This is a genomic window from Bacillus sp. FSL W7-1360 (assembly GCF_038592975.1).
GTDB lineage: Bacteria > Bacillota > Bacilli > Bacillales > Bacillaceae_D > Shouchella > Shouchella lonarensis.
This window is the reverse complement of the sequence record NZ_CP151950.1, coordinates 2,391,716-2,415,308: the sequence shown is the minus strand read 5'-3', so window position 1 is coordinate 2,415,308 and position 23,593 is coordinate 2,391,716. Positions and strand designations below refer to the sequence as shown.

General features: G+C 43.2%; 16 protein-coding genes. 3 read left to right on the top strand and 13 right to left on the bottom strand.

Annotated features, from left to right (window positions below):
• Positions 1–14 precede the first annotated feature (14 nt).
• Positions 15–1,478 (top strand): flotillin lipid rafts scaffold protein FloT, encoded by a 1,464-nt coding sequence (floT, locus tag NSQ26_RS12510; RefSeq protein WP_499718381.1) that lies wholly within the window; start codon positions 15–17, stop codon positions 1,476–1,478.
• Positions 1,479–1,519: 41 nt separating this feature from the next.
• Here the strand turns inward: floT and NSQ26_RS12505 are convergent, their stop codons facing one another.
• The 7 genes from NSQ26_RS12505 to NSQ26_RS12475 form a co-directional block, all read right to left on the bottom strand.
• Positions 1,520–2,479, bottom strand: a complete 960-nt coding sequence (locus NSQ26_RS12505) for a S8 family peptidase (RefSeq protein ID WP_499718380.1) — start codon at positions 2,477–2,479, stop codon at positions 1,520–1,522.
• A 12-nt stretch (positions 2,480–2,491) separates the two neighbouring features.
• Complete coding sequence (locus NSQ26_RS12500; RefSeq protein WP_499718379.1) at positions 2,492–4,234, bottom strand: ABC transporter ATP-binding protein; 1,743 nt, start codon at positions 4,232–4,234, stop codon at positions 2,492–2,494.
• A 96-nt stretch (positions 4,235–4,330) separates the two neighbouring features.
• Positions 4,331–5,680 (bottom strand): lanthionine synthetase C family protein, encoded by a 1,350-nt coding sequence (locus NSQ26_RS12495; RefSeq protein WP_499718378.1) that lies wholly within the window; start codon positions 5,678–5,680, stop codon positions 4,331–4,333.
• A gap of 12 nt (positions 5,681–5,692) precedes the next feature.
• Positions 5,693–8,755, bottom strand: a complete 3,063-nt coding sequence (locus NSQ26_RS12490) for a lantibiotic dehydratase (protein WP_499718377.1) — start codon at positions 8,753–8,755, stop codon at positions 5,693–5,695.
• A gap of 84 nt (positions 8,756–8,839) precedes the next feature.
• Complete coding sequence (locus NSQ26_RS12485) at positions 8,840–9,067, bottom strand: hypothetical protein (RefSeq protein ID WP_090774622.1); 228 nt, start codon at positions 9,065–9,067, stop codon at positions 8,840–8,842.
• Between the two features lie 205 nt (positions 9,068–9,272).
• Complete coding sequence (locus NSQ26_RS12480) at positions 9,273–11,453, bottom strand: DNA topoisomerase III (RefSeq protein ID WP_499718376.1); 2,181 nt, start codon at positions 11,451–11,453, stop codon at positions 9,273–9,275.
• Between the two features lie 12 nt (positions 11,454–11,465).
• A complete protein-coding gene (locus NSQ26_RS12475) occupies positions 11,466–12,668 on the bottom strand; it encodes a class I SAM-dependent rRNA methyltransferase (RefSeq protein ID WP_499718375.1) in 1,203 nt (400 codons plus the stop codon).
• 157 nt (positions 12,669–12,825) lie between these two features.
• Here NSQ26_RS12475 and NSQ26_RS12470 point away from each other — a divergent pair, with 157 nt between their 5' ends.
• Complete coding sequence (locus NSQ26_RS12470) at positions 12,826–13,110, top strand: DUF3817 domain-containing protein (RefSeq protein ID WP_499718374.1); 285 nt, start codon at positions 12,826–12,828, stop codon at positions 13,108–13,110.
• Between the two features lie 271 nt (positions 13,111–13,381).
• Here NSQ26_RS12470 and NSQ26_RS12465 read toward each other — a convergent pair whose 3' ends face one another.
• Positions 13,382–13,486, bottom strand: a complete 105-nt coding sequence (locus NSQ26_RS12465) for a putative holin-like toxin (RefSeq protein WP_245700992.1) — start codon at positions 13,484–13,486, stop codon at positions 13,382–13,384.
• Between the two features lie 226 nt (positions 13,487–13,712).
• Between NSQ26_RS12465 and NSQ26_RS12460 the strand changes: the two genes are divergently transcribed.
• A complete protein-coding gene (locus NSQ26_RS12460; RefSeq protein ID WP_499718373.1) occupies positions 13,713–15,470 on the top strand; it encodes a M3 family metallopeptidase in 1,758 nt (585 codons plus the stop codon).
• Positions 15,471–15,682: 212 nt separating this feature from the next.
• On the opposite strand, the gene NSQ26_RS12455 is transcribed toward NSQ26_RS12460, so the two are convergent.
• From NSQ26_RS12455 to NSQ26_RS12435, 5 genes are all read right to left on the bottom strand, one after another.
• Positions 15,683–15,922: a hypothetical protein gene (locus tag NSQ26_RS12455; RefSeq protein WP_499718372.1), complete on the bottom strand. Its 240-nt coding sequence runs from the start codon at positions 15,920–15,922 to the stop codon at positions 15,683–15,685.
• Positions 15,923–16,639 carry a type I-C CRISPR-associated protein Cas5c gene (gene cas5c / locus NSQ26_RS12450; RefSeq protein ID WP_499718371.1) on the bottom strand — a complete coding sequence of 239 codons (717 nt, stop codon included), beginning with the start codon at positions 16,637–16,639 and terminating at the stop codon, positions 15,923–15,925.
• A gap of 206 nt (positions 16,640–16,845) precedes the next feature.
• Positions 16,846–19,281: a CRISPR-associated helicase Cas3' gene (gene cas3, locus NSQ26_RS12445; protein ID WP_499718370.1), complete on the bottom strand. Its 2,436-nt coding sequence runs from the start codon at positions 19,279–19,281 to the stop codon at positions 16,846–16,848.
• Positions 19,282–19,441: 160 nt separating this feature from the next.
• Entirely contained in the window at positions 19,442–22,957 is a 3,516-nt protein-coding gene (locus NSQ26_RS12440; protein ID WP_499718369.1) for a hypothetical protein, read from the bottom strand.
• Between the two features lie 53 nt (positions 22,958–23,010).
• A complete protein-coding gene (locus NSQ26_RS12435) occupies positions 23,011–23,583 on the bottom strand; it encodes a T7SS effector LXG polymorphic toxin (RefSeq protein WP_499718368.1) in 573 nt (190 codons plus the stop codon).
• Positions 23,584–23,593: the final 10 nt, after the last annotated feature.

Here is a 23,593-nt window from a genome sequence, read left to right as displayed (position 1 = left end):
TTGGAGGTTTTTCTATGACAACTGAAATCATTATAGTCATCGCTAGTGTGCTTGCTATTTTACTCGTACTTATTGGTGTATTCATTGCCCGTTACCGAACAGCTGGACCAGACGAGGCACTGATTGTCACCGGCAGTTATTTAGGTGGACGCAATGTCAATATGGATGAAGCAGGAAATAAAATTAAAATCGTCCGTGGCGGCGGTACTTTCGTCATGCCCGTCTTCCAACAAGCTAAACCTCTCTCGCTTTTATCTAGTAAACTAGATGTACAAACACCAGAAGTATACACAGAACAAGGTGTTCCTGTCATTGCCGACGGTACTGCCATTATTAAAATTGGGGGCTCAATCGGTGAAATTGCGACAGCTGCTGAGCAGTTTCTAGGGAAAAGCCGTGAAGATCGTGAACAAGAAGCAAAAGAGGTACTTGAAGGGCATCTGCGTTCAATCCTCGGTTCAATGACCGTCGAGGAGATTTATAAAAACCGTGAACGCTTTTCTCAAGAAGTACAAAAAGTCGCTTCACAAGACTTAGCCAAAATGGGGCTCATTATCGTTTCTTTTACGATTAAAGACTTACGCGACACAAATGGTTACCTTGAATCACTTGGAAAGCCACGTATTGCTCAAGTAAAACGTGATGCCGACATTGCCACAGCTGAAGCTGAAAAAGAAACACGCATTCGCCAAGCAGATGCCAATACACAAGCGAAACGTGCCGAACTTGAACGCGCGACCGAAATTGCCGAATCAGAAAAGACGAACCAATTAAAGGTTGCTGAATATCGCGGTGAACAAGAACGCGCCAAAGCCCTTGCTGACCAATCGTACCACCTACAAGAAGCCCGTTCGAAACAAGAAGTCACTGAACAACAAATGCAAATTCAAATTATTGAACGACAAAAGCAAATTGAGTTGGAAGAAAAAGAGATTGCACGACGTGAGCGTCAATACGACGCAGAGGTGAAGAAAAAAGCCGATGCAGACCGTTACGCTGTAGAACAATCTGCCGCTGCACAAAAGAGTAGACAGTTTGCTGAAGCCGACGCGGAACAGTATCGGGTGGAAGCACTTGCCAAAGCCGATGCCGAACGTGTGCGTGTCGATGGTTTAGCTGAAGCAGAAGCCGTCCGAGCGCGCGGAGAGTCCGAAGCCGATATTATCCGTCTTAAAGGACTCGCCGAAGCCGAAGCGAAAGAAAAGATCGCTGAAGCATTTGAGCAATATGGAGAGGCAGCTCGCTTAAGCATGATTTTAGAAATGCTCCCAGCTTACGCCAAAGAAGTAGCAGCACCACTTTCTAACATTGATCAAATTACTGTTGTTGACACTGGTGGTTCCGGCGGTGAAAGTGGTAGTGGCGCTAACAAAGTTACTGGCTACGCAACGGACTTAATGGCCACACTCCAACAATCACTGAAAGCCTCAAGCGGCATTGATGTGAAAGAATTGCTTGAGAACATTTCAAAAAAATAATGCATACAAAGAAGAGGGCTCGGAAGATCGGGTCCTCTTTCTTATTGGTGCTGCAAACCAGCCCGATCACGCGCAAGCGCTTCTAAAGCCGCATACGCATTGACTTCCCCATATCCGAGAGAGACGGCTTCTTCATGACGTTGACACCCTTTTTTCAAATATTTGTGTACGCAAGCAATCGTCGGACGACACTGCTTCCATTGCTTTAATTGTCCAATAATGACCGCTGCTACACCCGTCACATGTGCCGCTGCTAAACTTGTCCCACACATTGGTCCGTATCCAGCAGGCAAACCGATATTTTCACTTAGCGACCGCATTTCCACAAGAGACTGTGGGTAGGTAGTTAAAATACACCCTTCATCAGACGTCGGCGTAAGCCACTCTCCACCTGGCGCACTATATGCCACTGCACCATAGTTAGAGTACGAGCTTTTCACTCCAGAACGATTCGTCGCTGCAACAAGTGTTACCCCAGTAAAGGGATCTGTCACTTGATTCAAGTAAGCATTTTCATTCCCTGCCGAGCCAACAACGAAAATCCCTTCATCAACAGCTTGTCTTAAGGTCGATGACAACGCGGCACTTGTCGTTGCTGATAAAGACTTAAACGTAGATAAACTTAAATTAATCACATCCACTTGCATCATCACGGCATGTTCAATCGCAGCAATGACTTTTTCAACAACAAACTCAGTTGTATTTGTGATCTTGCAAGCAACAAGTGATGCGTGTGGCGCAACGCCCTTCAAAACCCCATTTGCTGCAATAATGCCAGCAACCATCGTCCCATGCCCTACGTTGTCTTGAAAATCTTCTACTTGACCGATAAAACTCCTCGATTCCTCCACGGAAACGGCATGCTGCAAATCTGGATGATTTACATCAATGCCACTATCAATTAGCGCTACTTTAACTTGACTCGAGCAAGATGAAGCCACGTAGCTTTTTCCGCCGCCTGTCACCTTATTCATATTCCATTGATACGGAAAAAGATTCATCATCCCACCTCATCAGCTTACATCCTGTTGATCTTTTAGACTTTGTTCACGAACAAAGTCACGGTACTTCGCGTGTGTCTGCATAAGCTCATGATGCTTCCCAATTCCTGTCACTTCTCCTTTATCTAAGAAAACAATTTGATCGGCATCACGAATGGTCGACAATCTGTGAGCAATGACGATCGTTGTACGCCCCTCCATCAGTTTGTACATCGCCTCTTGCACCATTCGTTCACTCTCACTGTCTAAATTCGCCGTTGCCTCATCAAGAAGTAAAATTTTGGGGTTGATCATGAAAGCACGCGCAATTGCGATCCGTTGCTTCTGCCCTCCTGATAGTTTTACCCCACGTTCGCCTACCTCCGTGTCGTAACCATCAGGAAAAGAAACAATAAAATCATGCGCGTTGGCTAATTTTGCGTACGCAATCATTTGACTCTCTTCTACTTCTTCTTCATCTTCTATCCCGTACAAAATATTATCACGGATTGTCCCATTCATCACTGCACTGTCTTGCATGACATACCCAATGACTTTACGCCAGTTTGCCAGTGGCAATTCCATAATTGGCAAGCCATTATAAGCAATGGCGCCAACAGGTGTTTCATACATACGCTCAATGAGTTGAAAGAGCGTCGTTTTCCCTGAACCAGAAGGACCGACAATTGCCATCATTCTATTTGGCTTGACTGTAAAGGAGACATCCTTTAGCACGGGTTGTTTCTCATTGTAAGCGAACGACAAGTGCTGTACAGCTAACTTTCCTTCCTCCAAAGGGGATGGCGTGTCATTCACATTCATTTCTTCTTGAGGCATTGCATAAATTTCGTATAGTCTCTCCGTTGCACCCGCTGTCGCTTTATATTGCGTAAAGAACGTCACAATCGCTGTAATTGGGAAAATCGCTTGGACTAAATAGAACACGACTGCCACAAAAGTACCCGGTGTGATCGTCCCATTCGCAAGACGCAATCCCCCATAGCCTACAAGCACAAGTAAAATGAGCATAATTGTCGCCATCACAACTGGAGAAACAATGGCTTGAATCTTAGCTGCTTTTAAATTCAACTTAAATAAGTCTTGTACAGACCCCATTACCCGTTTATATTCTTTGTTTTCTGCACTATGACTTTTCACAAGCCTAATCTCACTTAAAGAACGACTCAGCATTCCAATAAAACGCGCCATTTCCGTCTGCGTTTTTTGAGAAATGGCGTACGTAAACTTCCCTACAGGCAAAATAACAAGCATTAGAACCGGCACAGAAGCAAGCATTGCCAACGTCAACTGCCAGTCTTGCACAAACAACATGACAACAGCACCAATGACAACAAGTATTTGTGTCAAAAAATCGGGTACTTCCTGCGAAACAAAACTGTTCATCGTCGACACATCCCCTGTTAGACGACTGACCGTTTGTCCAGTTTCATGCTGATCAAAATAACGGACAGGGAGCCTCAGGACATGGTCCCACATTTTATCGCGCAAACAACAAATTGTATATTCACCTATATAACGCAACATATAATACGAGATACCGCCTAATATCGCATTTAACAAAAACACAGCTGCAAGCCAAAAGACAGCCGTCATCTCTAACGTCTCTGTAGAAAAGGCGTCAATGACATTTTTCGTTAATATCGGGATTGACAATCCGAGAACCGCCGTCACAATCGCTAGCAACATCGTAAAAACGATTAACTTTTTTGGCCAATCTACGAGCCTAAGTAACTTTAAAAGATGATGTTTATTCATATTTATCTCCTACCTACTGCAAAATAGAGAAGCGAGCGTCCCACATCATGAATCGAACGGGCGTCACTTCTCGCACACGATTCATCATAAACATGGTCAATCAACAGCAAATAACCGCTCCCATCCTGTACACGTAGAAGGCTCGTTCACTGACAATAATGTCAAATAAATACCAGCCGCCCCCGTCAACAATCCCGGTTTTTGAAAAGTAAAACGCGCTTGATTCATCTCTTCCACATCACGGAAACCAAACACCGTATTTTCTTCATAATCATCATTAAGCATCTTTTGCAATTGCTCGGAGATGTCCGCAAAATACGTGTCCGCTGTTTTCTTATACATTGCATCCACAACGTGAAGTGTGCCAGCAATACCATGGCAATATGTTGGAGCGATTAAACCAGGCTGATGAAACGTTGGCTGTAGTGATTTAAAACAATCTAGTGCAAAATCTTGCAAACCTTTGTCTTTTAACACATCACCAGCATCCCAAAGCGTTTTTGCAATCATTGGGTCACCATAACACCAACTGACATTTGCTGCGACTTGACGCTTATTGTCCTGCGCAAATGAAGAGAGTGGCGGTCGCTTTTCCCAACAAAGTTGTCCATTTGCTGATCGTTCATGACGCGACACGAGCCAATCAGAAAGTGTTCGCACCGCGTCATGTAGCAATTGACTATGATATATCTCTATCTTTTTCGCCCTTAAGAGGGCGCAAAGTACGCCCGTAATCCCATGAGAAATACCAAGATTCACGTTCCCTTCAGGGTACATGACCTTTTCCTCTTCTAAAAATTGGTTTTCTGCCGCGATATGCCATGCCGGCACTTGCACACCATTCACATCTTTTGTCCCCATCGCTAAACGACACAAATAATCAAGCACTTGTTGTGACAATGAACGAAGCCTTGCATCCTGTACACTAGCCTCTATCAAATAAAGCGCCGTCCCTGCCAGCCCTCCCATAAGGTCGTAGTCCGGCATCTTTACTTGTTGTACTGCTAAATGCTCCTCCGCTTCGACAAGTTTATCGCTAGTTAGTACATGTAACTTTTGGTGCAGCTGATGCAATACACTTGTATATCTTGTGCCGTTTTTTGAGAGCGCCGCAATTGTAAAACAAATTCCCGCCAAACCACTCCATAGTCCTGGGTCATCTATATGGGGCAATGTATGACTGTTGATCACTTGCTGCAATAAATGATGCGCAATGCCGTCATAACCCGCTCCTGGAAAACGTTGATCCATTTCCGCTAAATACAAGCAGTGACCAACCACACCATTTCCAATATCAACATACGAGAAGTGATAAAATAAGTGTTGGATATGCGCTGGATATTGTTGTGATTCACCATCTATCAGAGACTTTAATGCCCCCATATCAGCCAATTGTTCTCCAAAAGCACGTGCCCGTTTCTCATAATGATCTAACGTACGCATCATCTAGCCGCCCCCTCATCTTGTTGTCATTTCTAGCGCCCGTTGCTTAAAAAATGCCTCTTTTTCCTTAAACAAGAGAAATTGTAATAACTGATGCTCGTCTTGTCCATGAATCCCGTAACGATTTAAATGCATATGCAAAAATGAGAGGATGATATCGTTTCGATAATTTTGTGACACACCACGTTCCTTACTCATATATTCGGCATAAGCACGCACTTTCCTCGTTAAATCACTCAATTGTTGTGAACAATGTCTCTCTACATATAAAACAGCCTCATCATACGCATCGCGACGATTTTTATGCAATGTTCGATATGATTTATAGGTGTCCTTCGTTACCTCTACATGCTGCTGCAACCATTTATATAAACGATCTGCTGTTAAAAAACTGGATAACATATGAGAGGCTGTAAACAACGCAACATCTTCTTTCTTAAAAGACGTTTGTTTTGCCCAGTGCTCGTATAAAGGCATAATGAGTGCGCTATCTGCACAAAAAATCGATTCAGCCATTTGTATAAGCGTGACACCCCCATATCTTTCAATCTCTTGCATATACGGCTCATATATGATTGTTTGTAGCTGCCCTTCCCCCCGCAACCTTTCGAAAAAGTCGTGAAGAGATTGTACAATTTGAACTAACCTTTTTTGATCTTTTACCTTCATACGTAAACGAATATGTGGCAACGGATCAGTATACAAAATATAAAACCACTCATCCGCTTGCGATACGAGGCTTTCTTCCAGCTGTAACAAAACAGTTTCTTTTGCATCTCTTGTGTAATATAGCTTCACTGACAGCCATTCTGATCCGAGCACTTTTTGGCGTTCGTTTTCAGCATAATAAGCATGTACATCCGCATGCGGCGTTTCTTTCATATCATTGATAAATACAGAGAAAATGAACTCATTTGCATACCCTGCGCCGTTCTGGTCGTATACAATGCTTTCATATGTCATCTCCGGTGCCTCACATAAGCGCAATTTCTTTTTCTTTCTCAATTCTCTCTTAAACAGAGACATCATCGTCTTGGAATGTGTATCAATTAATAAGAAATGGTCATGATCTACACATTTAAAATAACGAGGCACGCGATAGTGAGCAAAAAACTGTGTGATAAACGTATCGATGTCTTCTTTTTCAGGTGCAAACGACATATGCCACGTTGCCGGAGAAAGCACTGCCTTACCAGCAACAACCCGAGGCACATACGGCATACTTGCCGATTCTCCCCAATGGAAACTAGTAAGAGAAAATGTCCTATATGCTGCGGCTTCAAATAAAAACCGATAAATATTTGGCATGTGATATTGATGATTCACCATATGAGCAGTCAGCGGCACAATTTCACGCTGATGCGACTTAGAAAACAAATGAAATCGTCCATTAGATGCGTATACATACAAGTCATCTAACGTTATTTCTTGTTTTTCGGGATTACTCATAGATGATAGACTAAGCTCATAAGGAAAATCATTCTCTGCGTGCATGACATTCCTTGCTTTCAATTTTGCCGGATGGATGTTAACATTTACTAATAATTTATCTGAGTACAGTGCAGACTCCTCATGACAAACCATTGCACGAATCTCATGTTGTTCTTCAGGAAATAAGTCTAAAAAACGTCCAAATGTTTTCCCGGCACCTGGGGACAACTCATTTCCAGATGGATACAAGCGATAATTGCCCTTTTGTAACGCTTCCTCATTTTCAGCATAGAGTGCCGCGTATATATCGAAACTTCCTCGTATTGACTGACTAACAGACGGAAACGCAGGCACATCGACATTCATTAAGTCAATCTCTTCTTTCCCATGTAACAACGCTTCGTACAACAGCTCACGCAAAAACGTCGACTCTTTCGTATGGACTTGGGATCTCTCCGCAAAGACGGCATCAAGCTGTCCACGTGGAACCGTATACGTTGGCGGGGGTCCAAGTTGTGTTTGATCTTCAAGTAATGTCTTCACATTGATTGCATGATTAAAACCATAACGGTCGACAAATTGCTGGTAATAAACATCCATATGTGGCGCTTGTTGTGTTAAAACTGGTGCCAATTTAACATACCAGTCAACTAAATTAGAAAGTGTCGCTTCCATTTCCCCCATCGGAAGTGACATGTCTTTTTGTTCAAAGTATCGATCCATATGTAAATACTCTCGTGCAGGAACGATTGCCTTCATCATCTCTGTCAAGTATTGATATTGCGTCTCCTCAAACACGCCCCGCTCATTAACTAACTGCACCTTTTTATATAATTGAGCAAAATGATGATGGATGTTTTGATTCACTTCTGTTATCCGAGCATGCAACTTTTCTATAGGTCTCGGCACAGATAGAGAAAGACGCAAATCAGAAAGTAAAAAGTCTTTTTCTACAAGTCGCTGTAAAAAAGCAACAATTTTCTCCTCTGACACATCTTGGTGTGCTTGAATCGCTGTGATGATATCGCTGACACATCGTTCAGACGTTGTTTCGCTTAAAATAAATGACACTAAAGCTGTCTTACGGATAGACGCTTCTTCTATGTTGGCATTTTTCTGTGATGACCTGTCGGGGTAAAAGCTTAAATGGTATTTTTCTTTTGTTTCTGTAATGAGCTGATTGGCACATACGCGCAATTGTTTGAATGTCTCTATGTCTCTTTCTAACTCTTTAACAAGCGCGTATAGCCATTCATAACTAAATCGGTAGTGACATTTCCCTGCTTCTGTAGGTAACGCCATCGCCAAGTTTTGCTTGTCCATCCTTAAGTTTCCAACTCCTACTGAAGAGAACAACCCAAACGGCGTCGGTCGAGAACACATCCGAATATAATATTTTAAGATGGAATCAAAAATATGGTTAAGCTCCTTACCCGTCTTATGATCTAGTTGCGCTAACGCTTCAAATAAAGTTGGACTGGCGACCCGGATCGCTTCTTTCATATCATCATCAACTAACATTTTGATTGCGTCTTTTTTGGTCATCTTTTGCTCGTCTATGTTCGTCACACGATCTAAATATTGAAGTGAACGCATAGGTAATCGGTACATAAATGGGTGCATGACTTTGTAAGTCGGCTGAGTCAAAACAATTCTCCCTTTCTTGTTCCCGTGGTTTTAGGTTTATCAGCTAGTTGTAAAATAGAGGGGAGAGGGAGAGCAAAGAGATGATTACTTGTTACCGCCTTCGAATGGGCACATTGATGTACATATTGATGTACAATTACATGTACATGTTGCTTTCGACGTGCATCCACACGTCGCCTTCGTCTTCAATTTCGTCACAGTTTTTGTAATCGTCAAAGTATCTAGCTCACCGTCACTTGCCATGTTATGACTGCTCGTCTCAATATCTAAATCAAAATCTGCATCTGTAAAAGATAGCTGGTTTTTTTTCATCATTAATTCCCCACATTTCTATCCGAATATTTTCGCTTCTCCCTCTCCAATTTACATGTTACGCGGTTTTTTTCTTGATGTAAACGACTAATATAAACGAATTGTGTCGAATGGTCATTCAATACGCGCCACCATGATCGCGTTTTGCGTAAAAAACACGTGTGCTATTCCATTAACCAACAGAAAAGCACACGCATCCTCGTATTTATTCATCTTGTTTTAATTTCAATTTCGCCAACTGCTCAGCAAGCGCTGAGTTCGCAAACGAATCTTCTTTGTTTTGCTTTTGCATATACTTATGCACGTCACGCTTCGACACATTTTTTCCTCGCTCTTTACGGCGCTCCTCAAACTGCGCTTTTTTCTCACGGTGACCACACACACAGGCAAATACTTGGCCGTCGCCTTGACCACGCAACTCAAGTTTCTTTTTACATTTCGGACAGCGCGCATTCGTCACTCGGGCAATGTTTTTCTTAAATCCACACGTCCGATCTTGGCAAACACGCATCTTCCCTTTCTTGCCATTCACTTCTAACAAAAACTTTCCGCATTCTGGACATTTTTCGCCTGTTTTGTTGTCATGACGGAACGTTTTTGTGTCAGATTTCACTTGCGTCACGACTTGTGCCGCATAGTTTTTCATGTCAGCAATGAATGTCGCCTTTTGCTCTTTTCCTTGCACAATGGACTCAAGCCGCCGCTCCCACTCTGCCGTCAATGCAGGGGATTTTAACTCGGCTGGAACCAGTTCAAGCAATTGTTTCCCTTTTGATGTAATAGAGAGTGCTCGACCTTTTTTCTCCAATAAGAAACTGGCAAACAGCTTCTCGATGATGTCGGCACGTGTGGCAACCGTTCCAATGCCCCCGGCAGCGACAAGGGTTTTTTTCAAATTCGCATCATCGCTCCCTAGGTATTTCGCCGGATTTTCCATTGCTGCAAGCAACGTTCCTTCATGAAAGTGCGGGGGAGGACTTGTCTCACCTTCTGTTTGTTCTACGCGGACAATGACTTTTGTCTCTCCCTCTCTCAATTCTGGTAAATCGCTTGACGCTTGAGCAGTGGTTTCTGTATGCGCCCGCCAACCAGGGGCAACGAGGCGCTCTCCTTTCATACGTAAAGGCAATCCGGCCGCCTCTGCCTCAACGGATGTTTGCTCACTTACACTTGGCGGGAAGAAATTCAAGAGAAAACGCCGGACAATCATGTCATAAATTTTATATTCTTTCTCACTCAATGCCCGAATCGACACTGATTGTTCAGTCGGAATGAGTGCATGATGATCCGATACTTTGGCGTCATTAATCATTTGTTTTTTCGCCTCGACCAGTCCACTCTTCTTCGCCTGCGACACCGTTTTTCGGAACGGTTGGACATCAATTGCTTGCAATCTTTCCGGTAACGTATCAAGCATGTCGTTTGTTAAATAGCGTGAATCAGTACGCGGATACGTAACCGCTTTATGTTGTTCATATAACCGCTGCAACGTTTGCAGCGTCTCTTTTGCTGAAAAACCGAACCGCTCATTTGCATCACATTGTAACGTCGTCAAATCATAGAGCGGCGGTGGCGCTGACTGCTTCTTTTTGGCCTGCACGCGCTGCACGGTGAGCGTTTCTGACTGCAACTTCTTCTTTACTGCTTGCACTTGCGCCTTATCAAACATGCGCTCATCACCAGACGACTGATCATAATAGGTGAACGGCGTGCCGCACGATGTATGCACACGCACACGTGCAAATGATTTTGGCACAAAGGCACGAATTTCCTCTTCCCGAGCTGCAACCATTGCAAGCGTCGGCGTTTGCACACGTCCACACGAAAGCTGCGCATTGTGTTTTGTCGTGAGTGCGCGCGTCCCGTTAATCCCAACATACCAATCAGCTTCCGCACGCGCTTCCGCGGCCCGGTATAAGTTCTCGTACTGCTTCCCATCGCGAAGCTTTTCAAACCCTGCCCGAATGGCCTTATCTGTCACCGACGAGATCCACAACCGCTTCGTTGGCTTGTTGACCCGGGCTTTTGCTAAAATCCAGCGGGCAACCAACTCACCTTCTCGTCCTGCATCGGTCGCAATAATGACTTCTGACACATCGGAGCGATGTAAAACCTTCTTTACTGCTTGAAATTGTTTCGATGTTTGCTGAATAACGACCAGATCTAATTGTTTTGGCAACATCGGTAACTGATCAAGTTGCCACGTACGATATTGTTCGCCGTAATGTTCCGGATCCGCATGGGTCACAAGATGCCCTAGTCCCCACGTCACCACATACTCTTTGCCTTCTAAACAACCGGGGCCTTTTTGTGTACAACCGAGCACACGCGCCAAGTCTCGTGCCACAGATGGTTTCTCAGCAAGAACCGCTTTTTTCTTCGTCATTTCAAAAACTCCTTACGCACTCAATTTCTTCATGATCAATACTTTTAAATACCGCCCTTGTGGATATGCTTTAGAGACAGGAAAGTCTTTTGGCAAGCCGAATGTTTCTAACACTTCATAACGGCCACCGCTCATTTTTTGCGCCTCGGTGACAAATCGTTTAAACGCCTTGAGTGAAACGTTGCTTGCGTTCGTTGAAGCAATAATGACACCACCCACTTTTGTCACCATCATCGCTTCACTTAGTAATGCTGAGTAATCTTTTGCGGCACGAAACGTCCGCTTTTTCGTGCGCGCAAAGCTCGGTGGGTCCAACACAATTAAGTCGTACAACATCCCTTTTTTCCGAGCATACGCACAATAGCGGAAAGCATCTATCACATACATGTGCGCCTCTTCTAAAGGCAATTCGTTTACACGAAATTGTTCCTCCGTCCGCGGCACACTACGGTTAGCAACATCGACACTTGTCGTCGCGGTTGCCCCGCCCAATGCCGCCGCAACCGAAAAAGCACCGGTATAAGAAAACAAATTGAGCACGGTTTTTCCTGCCGCATAATGATCGCGGATCCGTTTACGCACGTCACGTTGGTCTAAAAATATGCCCGTCATCGGGCCGTCATTTAAATAGACCGCAAATTGGATGCTATTCTCTTTCACAAGCAACGGGAACGCACCACGCGTGCCACAAACAAAATCGTCATCTGTCACATACTGCCCTGCTTGCGCAAACCGCTTTTTCTCGTACACACCTTCATATGTCGTAACATCGGCAAGCGCTTTAAGTAACGACGTACGGAAGGAGTAAATGCCTTCGCTATACCATGTCAAAACATAAAACCCGTCATAATAGTCTATTGTCAATCCACCAATACCATCGCCTTCACCGTGGAAAACACGAAAGACTGTCGTCTCTTCTGATGCAAACAATGATGCTCGCTTTTCAAACGCTTGTTGTAACTTTTGCGCAAAAAAAGTGCGATCAAATGGTTGTTTAGCGTCATACGTCAGCACCCAACCACAACCGACATTTTGTGTGCCATAGTAGCCCCTTGCCAAAAATTGTCCTTTCTCATCTAGTAAACGCAAAAACGCCCCTTCAACAAGCGGTTCACTCACATGCGTAAACCACTCTTTATGTAACAATGGATACCCTGCACGTAACTGTTTCGCTGCGTCTTTGTCAAGCTGTATCCTCATTTCTCCTTGAACCATCTATGTTCACCTCGTCCCCATTATAGCATACGACGATTGCACGCACATTTTCTGCCAATCTTGACATTTTCCCGACACTTATTTTCTCATCTCCTCTTTTTGTCTAGACCTGCTATACTAATAGGTAAACAGAGAGTTGAAAAGGGGGAGAGACACCTTGTTTAAATGGGTTAGTTATATTGAGGGGATTTCATTTTTATTATTGCTATTTATCGCGATGCCGTTAAAATATTTTGCGGACATGCCTAATATGGTGACGATTGTCGGCATGGCGCATGGCATTTTATTTGTGTCATACATGCTCTTTGTCGCAACATTTTTCTTTAATAAAACATGGACGTTTAAGACGGCACTATTAGCGACCATTGCTTCTATTCTTCCATTTGGACCGTTCATACTAGACAAAAAATGGTTAAGTCACGCTGAACCACCAGCTTGCTAAAAGGTCAAAGCCGCTCTAGCGGCGGCTTTTGGTGGGATTACTAGTGAGATCATAGGTATATTTACACTTATGACTTTTCTTTACACAATCCTCTCATTTTTTTGTCATAATGTTTGACATCTTGCTTCATATAGATGTATACTTGTTTCTAGTAATGCATACAATGAAAACACCGCGGTGCGACAACACCACGGTGATAAGCAGCAGGACTCCCTTTAAGGGGACAACAAAGTGGAGAGTAATCCGCCAGGCTCTGCAGCTTAAGGGCGGATTACTTCTTTTGTGACAAAGTAATCATTGACACGACTAAACCAACAGCCGCTACTAATAGACTGCCCGACGCAATCGTTAGCATTAGCGCTTGGAAGACGCTCACACGCAACACCCCCCTTCTAATAAGAGGTATGTTGTCCACCCTTAAAGATCCTAGACTACTACACTATTTATGATAACGTACCATAAGCGAAACTTCAAAATATTTCGTTCGACAATAACTGAATGACACATAAACACATAAACGCATAGACGCTATTCCACAAAGTCGCCTTTTTTACGAAGTGCGGCTTTTCTTGGCATTCACACGCAACGAGGAGGATATGACAGTGAAAAAGCATTGGAACTTACAGACAATTCATTCGCAAACTGATTTACACTCATGGATGATCGAAATTGCGCAAGCGATCTCAAACATACACGAACAACTACAACAATTACCGACAACGAACTGGCAACCCATCGTGCAAAACATCCTCAATGTCCTTCAAGAAGTGATCGGTGACACAGATGAAATAGAAGATAGTCTCGCCTGCCTAAGCGAGGTGCTTGAAGATGAAGATAGCGATATGATGGCCCAACTCTTATCACAACACGCACGTGTGATGCAACAACGTTCGTCACTGCAGGCAACATTTGCCCAAGCATTAAAACAGCTTCCAGAAAAAGAATGGCTGCGATTTCTAGATAAACCAGCTCTTGCGCCTATCCGCTTTTACTTGGACGAACAACGAACTGTTGCAAACGCGCTGCTCGCCCCTGAACAAGAACATTTGATTCAGGCGTTATCGACAGATGGGTTTCATCGGTGGGAAGATTACTACGATATCGTTCGTGCAGCATGTCAAATTCCCCACGAAGGCAAAGTACGCTCTATTGATGCAACGTTACACGACGTTGCACATATCGGTGAACGGGAAGAACGAAAAGCACTTGCACAAGCACTTGAACAAACATTAGATGCACACGCAGACACCTTCGCCTTTCAACTTAACAGTATCGCCGGCTTTCGACTTAATCTTTACAAACAACGAGGCTGGCACTTATTACAAGAAACATGCCAACAAAATCGCATCAGTGAACAAGCATTACAAGTCATGTGCGGGGTCATTGATCAACACCAAACATTGGCACGAACATTTTTTAAAAGGAAAATAGCACTCACGCGCGTAAATGAGCCAGCATGGTACGACTTATCTATCGCCAACTTTTCTAGCGACACACGCCTTTCTTATGAGCAGGCAGCTGAACTGATCATCACACAATGCCACCGGTTCAATGAACGGGCCGGAAAACTTGCCACACACGCTTTCTCAGCTGGATGGATTGAAACAGGCACGGATGAAAGTGGTTGGGGCTTTTGCGCTTCGCTCCCACGTTCGAAAGAGAGTCGCATCTTTCTCCCTTTTCGCGGAACGTATACCGATGTTGTGACACTGGCACATGAGTTTGGCCATGCTTACCACAACCACTTACTACACGATGAGCCGATCTTTGCACAACAGAAAGGAACAAGCGCAGCTGAAGTCGCTTCAACTTTCATGGAAAACCTCGTGCTTGATGCTGTACTCGCACAAACAAACAACACGCAAGACACACTTGCTTTACTGGAAACAAAAATTCAAGCCGATCTTTTATATGTCACAACGATCCCGCAATTATTTGCGTTTGAACAACAGCTTTATCACGAGCGTCAGACAGGAATACTATCAGCAAAAGAGCTATGTCACTTGCTCTCAGAAGTGCAAATGCCTGTCTATGAAGGAATCATTACTGACGTTTATCAGCACGAATGGGTCACATTGCCACACCTTTACGATACGCGGAAGGCATTTTATAACATTCCTTACACGATTGGTTATTTCCTTTCGAGCGAGTTGTACAATCGTTCTAAGCAGACAGGCGCTTCCTTCGCTGCAACGTACGATGCATTTTTAAAAGACTCAGGCAAGATGACGATTGAACAGCTAGCACAAACGTATTTACAAGCAGATTTATGTAAACATGATTTTTGGGAGCGTGCATTACGGCCGCTACATGACACAATTGATTTGTATATTTCACTAACTGAAGGGATGGTTCGGTGATAGCGGAGGGCTTACCACCCTCCACGTGTCGTACAGTACAAAGAGATTCATACGCGCACAAGTAGATTTTCTCATACTGAAATTCTCCCACAGAAATCAACCCGCTGCCCTCTGCAATGATAAATAAGTGCTTTTTCAGCCACGCACTCATGAGGAGTGCGACGAATGGAGCCAAAATCAACATCATGATAAATCCATTTCAATCCACGCACTCACGAGGAGTGCGACATTGATACGGTTGAACAATCAGGCGGTGCGGTGATAATTTCAATCCACGCATTTGCAGAATGAAACGAACCATCTTCTCTCACCAGCACTTCAACCTGAACATTTTGTGTCGTGTGAGAAACAGGTAACAATGTAAACCACTGACCACCTCGTCTTCTGTCAAATTTCCCAACCTGGCTCGCGTTGCTATCGTATGTTTCACACAAGTGAAGCAACCAACTCATTTACTCACCCCCTAGTTGCACAAATAATTGCTCTGCTGTTTGAACATTTTCTGCATCAAAATGTTTTGGAGCCATTTTCTTGATCGGACGCACAATCATGTCATGGTCTTCTAACTCCGCAAACACCAAAATACCATCTTTCATCCGCGCATTTTTCCATATACGGACTGCAAGTTCATTTTTACCCGTCTCATCTGGGTAATTGATCCCATGCACCATAGAGCCAAAATGTAGCTCACCATAGTTATCATAAAAGCCTTCTCCTTCCCCAAAAACACATGGCTCTACATATGCTTGACATTCACGTGTCCCAAGAAAAATGTCGCGGCGACCCCCAACTTTTAACGACCGCTGCATAATACTAAAATGTTTCCCTTCATTCCAGTCGTGCTCTAAATCAGGCCGATGCTCATTGAACTCAAAGTGCGCCCTTACTTGATAACACACATCTTTTAAGTATGTGTAATTTGCTAGCGTGTTGCCACCACTATACTGAATCGGACGGATTCCTTTCGATTCCATTTGAATCGGTTTCATTACCCGAACTGAATCGATGATAAAATGAATTGTTGGCTTCCAGTAAATACTTTCCGTGATCCCTTTAATCGCTTGATATGTGGGGATACTGTATGTCATCTTTTCTCCACCAATCTTTGTGAGTGGATCTGTAAATAGCGCATACTTTCCGTATACTTTAAATTCAATTGTATTTTTCATCTTTATCACCTCCTAGATTAAATTGTAAGCCTTTTCATATTCTGGTTGCATAAAATGGTCAAAAATTGATTGATTCTTTCATAGGGTAACATAATTAACTTTATCTAGGCAAATATCTCCAATAAATATCATGGAAAAACGCGTAAATACATCCCTTTTGAAAAGCCTATCCCCATTAAGATAGGCTTTTTTCCATGCATCTCTCCTTAACAAATCATATCCTTCATTCCCCCATCACCATCTAAGTCTACCCCATACTCTTCGCTGTACCATTGCTCGCCCAAGACATACACTTGTCCATCTAAATAAGAAACAAGCGCATCATCGTTTTTCAACTGATCAAAATTGTGCTGGTATATATTCACCATATAGTGCTGTGCTTCCCGGAAAAATTTCGTTAAGTCCTCTACCTTCTCAATGCTATTTAAACGTACAATCAGATCCTTTCCCTTTTCATCGTAAGGGACAATTACCGCTTGAGTTACATCATCTATGACACTAAAATGCTTGGCTGCGGTTTTATAACTACCTGTAATGACAAGCGGGAGCGAACGTCCTTTCTCTTGTTGATAAGCGCGTACATACTCGTTCTTTTTCCTTGTTCCCATCAATAAGCTAATCATAGATTTTCTCACCCGCAATTGTTTCACAGGATATCCCAGATCTTCCGCTATTTCTTCATGGTGATAATATTTTTCAAAGTAACGATTCATCGCCGTTCGAGATAACACATCCCCACCATGCTTCTGGGGATCCTCTTGAAGATCCACAAACATTTTGTGAGCAATGTCTTTCCCTGCCTTAATTTCCTTCAAGCAATCCACGTTCTCTTCTACATGATTAATCACATAAACAGGCCGAGGTTCATCATACTCACCATGGCGATTGCAACGCCCTGCTGCCTGAGCAATTGAATCTAACCCTGCTAAAGAACGAATGACGTTACCAAAGCTAATATCCACACCCGCTTCAATTAGCTGGGTTGTCACACAAATAAACGGAACCTCTTCATCTAACAATTCCCGCATCTTTCTTAACGATTTCTTCCTATGTGCGGGACACATGGAAGTGCTCAGGTGATACACAGGCAAAGATCCACCTTTTAAACGCTGATACAGTTCTTTCACAGCTTTTTTCGTATTTAAGATGATAAGGGTGCTTTCATCCTCTTGGAAATCCGTTTCGATCCAATGAGCCAGGCGTTCGTTTGTCATCAGTTCCTTCGTGTAATCAATGATTTGGACGCGCTTGAACTGATTAATCACTTCGTCCACATCCTCGATCATCTCACCATCAGGGTTTATTTCTAACCGCTGTCTGATGACCTCAAGCTTCGGTTGCGTCGCCGTACAAAGAACAATGCTCGAATGTGCATCGTTTTTCAAAAAGTTTACTGCTTCATTAAATAAAGCGGCACAACGTACAGGTACTTTTTGCACTTCATCAAATACGATCACCGCATTGCTTAAATTATGCAGTCTCCGTGTGTTTCGGTTTCCTTTAGCGTAAAACACGTTTAAAAACTGCACCATCGTCGTAAAAATGATTGGACTATCCCAGTTATCACGTGCGAGCTTTAGCTTTTGCTGCTGATGTAACATTGCTTCACGTCGCTCATCTTCAATTCCTTCATCATCCTTTTGATCGTCTGTCACCACATTTGAATGATGTTCCAGAATGTGCATCTCATCTTGCAAAATTTGACGCACTTCCGCCGCATTTTGTTCAATAATCGTTGTAAAAGGCACCACATATATGATCCGCTGTTTATTGTGCAGTAACGCATGTTTCAAAGCATAACGTAAGCTCGCAAGTGTCTTCCCGCCACCCGTAGGGATGGATAATGTGTAAATTCCTGACGGCCTCGCCGCAAACGCTTCACATTGCTCCGACATTTGCGCCCGCAGTTGGTTAATGGGATGCCCCGCACGCTTATGTCGTTTAAACTTCGCGTTTTTTTCCATCAATTTCTCATAGTACTTTTGAAACAATGAGTGGTGATCGATTGGCTCTTCAATTGTATTTTCCTCAAACTGTCTTGTGTTTGTACGATCAGCATCAATAATTGCACTGAAGACATATTTACTCATAAACAATAGCCTACTCGGGCTCGGACCTCGCTTTAAAAAGGCTTCAATTTCCATCGCTGCTTGATTTACATATTCAGAAAAGTCGTCCTCTGACATCACATATTGAAAGAAACATTCTTTTGTAAAATCAAACTCCTTAACTTCTTTCTTTACACGATCTAAATAATCAGAACATCTATCTTCATTAATAAAATCTCTCAAATACGAGTGATGAGAAATAATCGCATTTCCAACCACTTCCGCTAATATGTTACGCATAGGCTCTCTAGCGTCTTGATGAAACATCTCGTATAACAATTTCCCTCCCGCAGTAGAATGATCGACCGATCCCCTCTTCGGTGCATTTTCTGGTTCATACACCGACTTCCATATATAATTGCGAAATCCCTCCGTGTACTTTCCTACATCATGCAACAAGCCCGCTAAACCACAAACATGCTTAAGACCTACTTTTTCTCCATATGATTCTGCCAACTCTTTCGCATCAAGCAAGTGCCTTTTTACCGTTTGAATTGCATCGTCACTTTTTCGAATATGAGCGATCGATTTCAACTTTAACGCCTCCCTCCATGATTTGTGTGTGCCTCTCAATGTCATTATTTAAAAAACTTTCACATCTAGCGTGGACCCACCCTAAAATCTTTCTATAAGGTTGCTCTTGCCCTCGCAGATGTTACACCAGAAGTTAAACGACATCTGCAAAACATTCTCCTCAATGCCAGTTGCTAAAACGAGCTTTTATCTGTTTAAACACCTTCTTCACTTGCTCCCTTAACGGCGTTGCGTCCCCTCGCTTTTTTAATTCTTGATACGTCGCAAAACCAATAAGGATCGCTCCTACGACCATGAGATACACCCACCAAGGGATCGATGTCCAAAAAGTTCGGGTCGCATAAATGGTATTCACTAGTAAGACCACCACACCGGTGATGAAGTATGCCGTGAACTTCAGATAGAAGCCGCCTAATACAGCAAGTACAGCAATAAGACTCAAAGCCACACTACTATTTAATGTCGCTGTTCCAAGTGCCCAAAAACTCATCACAATAAAGCTGACAATGACAACGCAACTTTCTACACGCGAGCGCCAAGTTTCATCACGTGCAACATGATACAATAACACACTCACTAGCAATGTAAATGGTACAATATAAGCAAAAGCAAGCAGTTCATCTGCCAAGCCAATAAGCGTCAAGACAAGGGCATAAGGGTAGTAAAATCCTGCCAACACGGCTGAGGCTTTCACATAACGGCTTGTGACGTCTGTTTCCCTCACAAGTAATAGTACAAAATAAAAGAACATTGCACTCGACAAAACCAATTCATAGCCGATTGAAGACAACTCTGCCCATCGCAAATGCAAATTTGCCATCACCATCAATATCGTATTGGCAATTTGATACGTATTAATTTTCCCTTGTACCCTTGCGGACCAGCCTACATAATAGACACTCGCACAAAGACTTATGATCGCAAGGCCAAATAGAAGTGTAGCTAAAGAGATAGGAGAAAGCGAACTGAACAGAACAACAAGCCCAGCAAGTAACAGCGGCACAAAAACATATTCCCCTCGCTTCAACTTCTCCTCTAACGCATAAAGCGTTCCTGCCGCAATCAGTAACACCACCGCAATTTTCCCGTATCCGTACATATTTGACTCAAACAAAAACAACGCAGGAGCATAGGCGTTTAACACGATAATTCCTAATAAGTAGCCATACTTTTTAAAAACAGAGGATCCCCGCAAAACTGCTAATATCATTAGAGTACCTGTTAACACAAAGCTGTCTGCCACGGTCACGCTATTTAACTCGAAGAACCACGACGCATTGTGCACGAAAAGAAGACATGCAATCATCACCGCCTGTGGAAAGCGCCATTCGTTTCCCCGACGACAGACAGTCACTTCCACGAGCAAACAAGCCATCGGAATTAGTAAGCCATGAATGGACACATCTCCCATCCAACTTTCAAACAGATAGACAACAGAAGTGGCAACAAGTAATAGTTGTCCCGTGTTATAAAAGCTCTCTCCCCCATAAGAGAATTTTTGCTTCAGGCTACGACCGAACCAGACGAAAAGACAACCCGAAAGTAAAATGATCGTCCAAAAAGCAGCACCGCTCGATGAGAACGGATAATTGAGTAAACTAAAATAGACAAGCGTGCTAAAAAGCGCGACACCCCACCAATACTTTTTCTCTTCTTTAAAGACGTAAAAAACAGCAAACAGAAAATATGCGACGCCACCAAGCATATATACAGTCACCCACAATGGTGCGTTGGTAAAAAAGAAAGAGCTTTGCCATAGGTTCAGCAATATGATGAACGAGATGCCATACAAGAAACCAGCTAAGGCAAATGCCACATTTGCGACTTGTTTCCCATAAATACGCCGGTACAAAAAGACCATTGCCGTTACTAAAAGAGCAGCAAAATAGAAATGGTTCATAGACACCAATGAAACAAACGCGCTTAGATCTACTCCCCAGGCAACTGGATAAAAAGCGAATACTGCCACGATCAATGTTAGCACACTGATCATACCCGCAACATACGTATACTTTATTTCCTCATAACGTACGAAAAACATACTGGCCATACACATAAACAGCAGCACACCCGTCATTAACCCAAACTCTTCTACAAACAACAGTTGGCCTAACACAAAGCCAATCCCTAGAATTGCCGCTAACCTCAGCGGACGTCTAATGGCTTTTTGGTCTAGTGTTTTGACAAACAACCCCACTGCATAAATAAAAGAAAGCAATCCTACAGTTAAACCTGTTTGAGTCAATAAATCTGAAATCATATCATTAAGCACAAACCAAACGGTATAAGCTGAAATAAAAAAGGCAGCAAAGAGGACCTCTCTCTTTTTATCAGCCCAACCATGGGATACGAGTAAACCACTTAAGCTAACTAACGTGACGATATATAGACTGTTCCCCGAATCAGCGAGCACCATCCACTGCCCGTATACATGAGTCAAACCGACCGTCACGAAAAAGAGCACACGCAAAATGCCAATCAAGTCTTTATCTTCTCTTTGCTTCCGTTCCCATTCATAAACGATGAAAAGTAATACTGGTAAGATAAGTAAGGTCAAAGCAAGAAAAGGATTTTGCCCATGAAATGTGAAAAGCGCCCCGGTTATACCAAATCCAAACAACAATACACCTGGGGTGGCAAGCACTCGAAATGGATGGTGCAGTCTTGCGCACCAATAAAGAAGTCCTCCAAGTAGTGCATAATTGACAAGTACAAACGACGTCCAACTACCGAATGTAAGTTGAATCATGATTAACAGTAATATTTGTCCTAATACAAAGCTAGGAAACAAGCGCCGATAATCGCCTAACGACACTGCCTGATAGACTTTCTTCCAACATAACAGCTGTACACATGCAATGAGCGCAATCGTCAGCACATACATCTCAATCGAAGCAGTTAAAAAGGCAACAAAGGAAAAAACACTTACGCCCACAGCCACTAGTCCCGCAATTTGAAATGCTCGGTGTGATTGGAACTTGTACAACCCCGTGTAAAGCAAACAACAACCAAAAGCAGCGACCGCCGCGAATAAGGCACTTCCCTCCCCTTCCATAGATAAATAGGTGCCTAAAATGCCATAAAAGCTAATCGAGAAAAATACAATTGGTGTAAAGAAAGCAAATAAAAGTAAAAAAGCAAGGGCTGTCTGCCTAATTTTTAACTTATGAGCCACATAACCCATTCCCGCGAACAATACAGCAACGCCACTCACTAGTAAAACTTTAACCACTTCAGAAAAGAATAGCCAGTTCGTCAATGCTAACAAAATTCCACCAAGCAAAATCAAAGCGACACCTGAAGACAAAATATACGTTAAACGACGCTCACGTTCTTCTTCAGAGGATCTTTTTTCTTTGATCAGGACAGGGTTGTGAATAGGCGTAGAAGGTGTGTCAGAAGCAGTACGTTGTCCCTGTGCCTTCGGGGCTTGATGCATTGAATTTTGTGTCCGCGCAATCGTTTGATTCTCTCTATTTTTCTCTACTTCCTTTTCCGTTACTTGTTCATTTGAAACATTTTTCAGCATCTCATCTTTAATGACAGACTTTTTCTTTCCAAAAGCGTCTTCCACACGCACATAAACGTCATGAGGAATGTAACCATCTTCAAGTAGTTGTTTTACCTCAGTTGATGCGCAATCGATTCTCCACAACTGATTTTCTTTCCTGTCCATTCATTTCTCACTCTCCTCTCATCCTGCACGCCCCATTAGATAATGGCTAAACACTACGCCAGCTTCCCTATTGCTGATACAAACTCGGATAACTGGTCGCGCGTGCCGCGTACCGTCGTCCGGTTCGTACCATCGCAAAACAATAACTGCTCCGACAAATTATCAACCTGACGACGCGCACTGGCTGTTGCTTCAAGCAGTTCATTCATGTGATACGACTTCGCATCAATCAAATCACTTATAGAATTCGCAATCCCCTTCACTTCTTCTACAAGCTCTTCTGTCGCATCTTCGAGCGTATTCAGACCATCAGGAATATCGTCTGTAAAAAAAGAATCACGCCAAAGTGCGGTCTTATCGTCCATGCGCTCAAGGTACGTTGCGACCTTGCTTAATGCCGACACATATATCTCGCTGAATGCTTTTTGTTTTTGGATGGCAGGGAGGTGAATATCGTTATAACGTTCAGTTAAAGCACTCGCTCCTTTGCCTTCCCACAAACCCTCAAAGTTTTTCAGATTTTCCGCCATGGTTTCAAGACGGGCAGCAGCTTCTAAAATCGCCCCGTGTCGTTTGATTTCAGCTTCAAGGAAGCTATGTACTTCCCCAAAATCCAATACCTTCATGTTACATTTC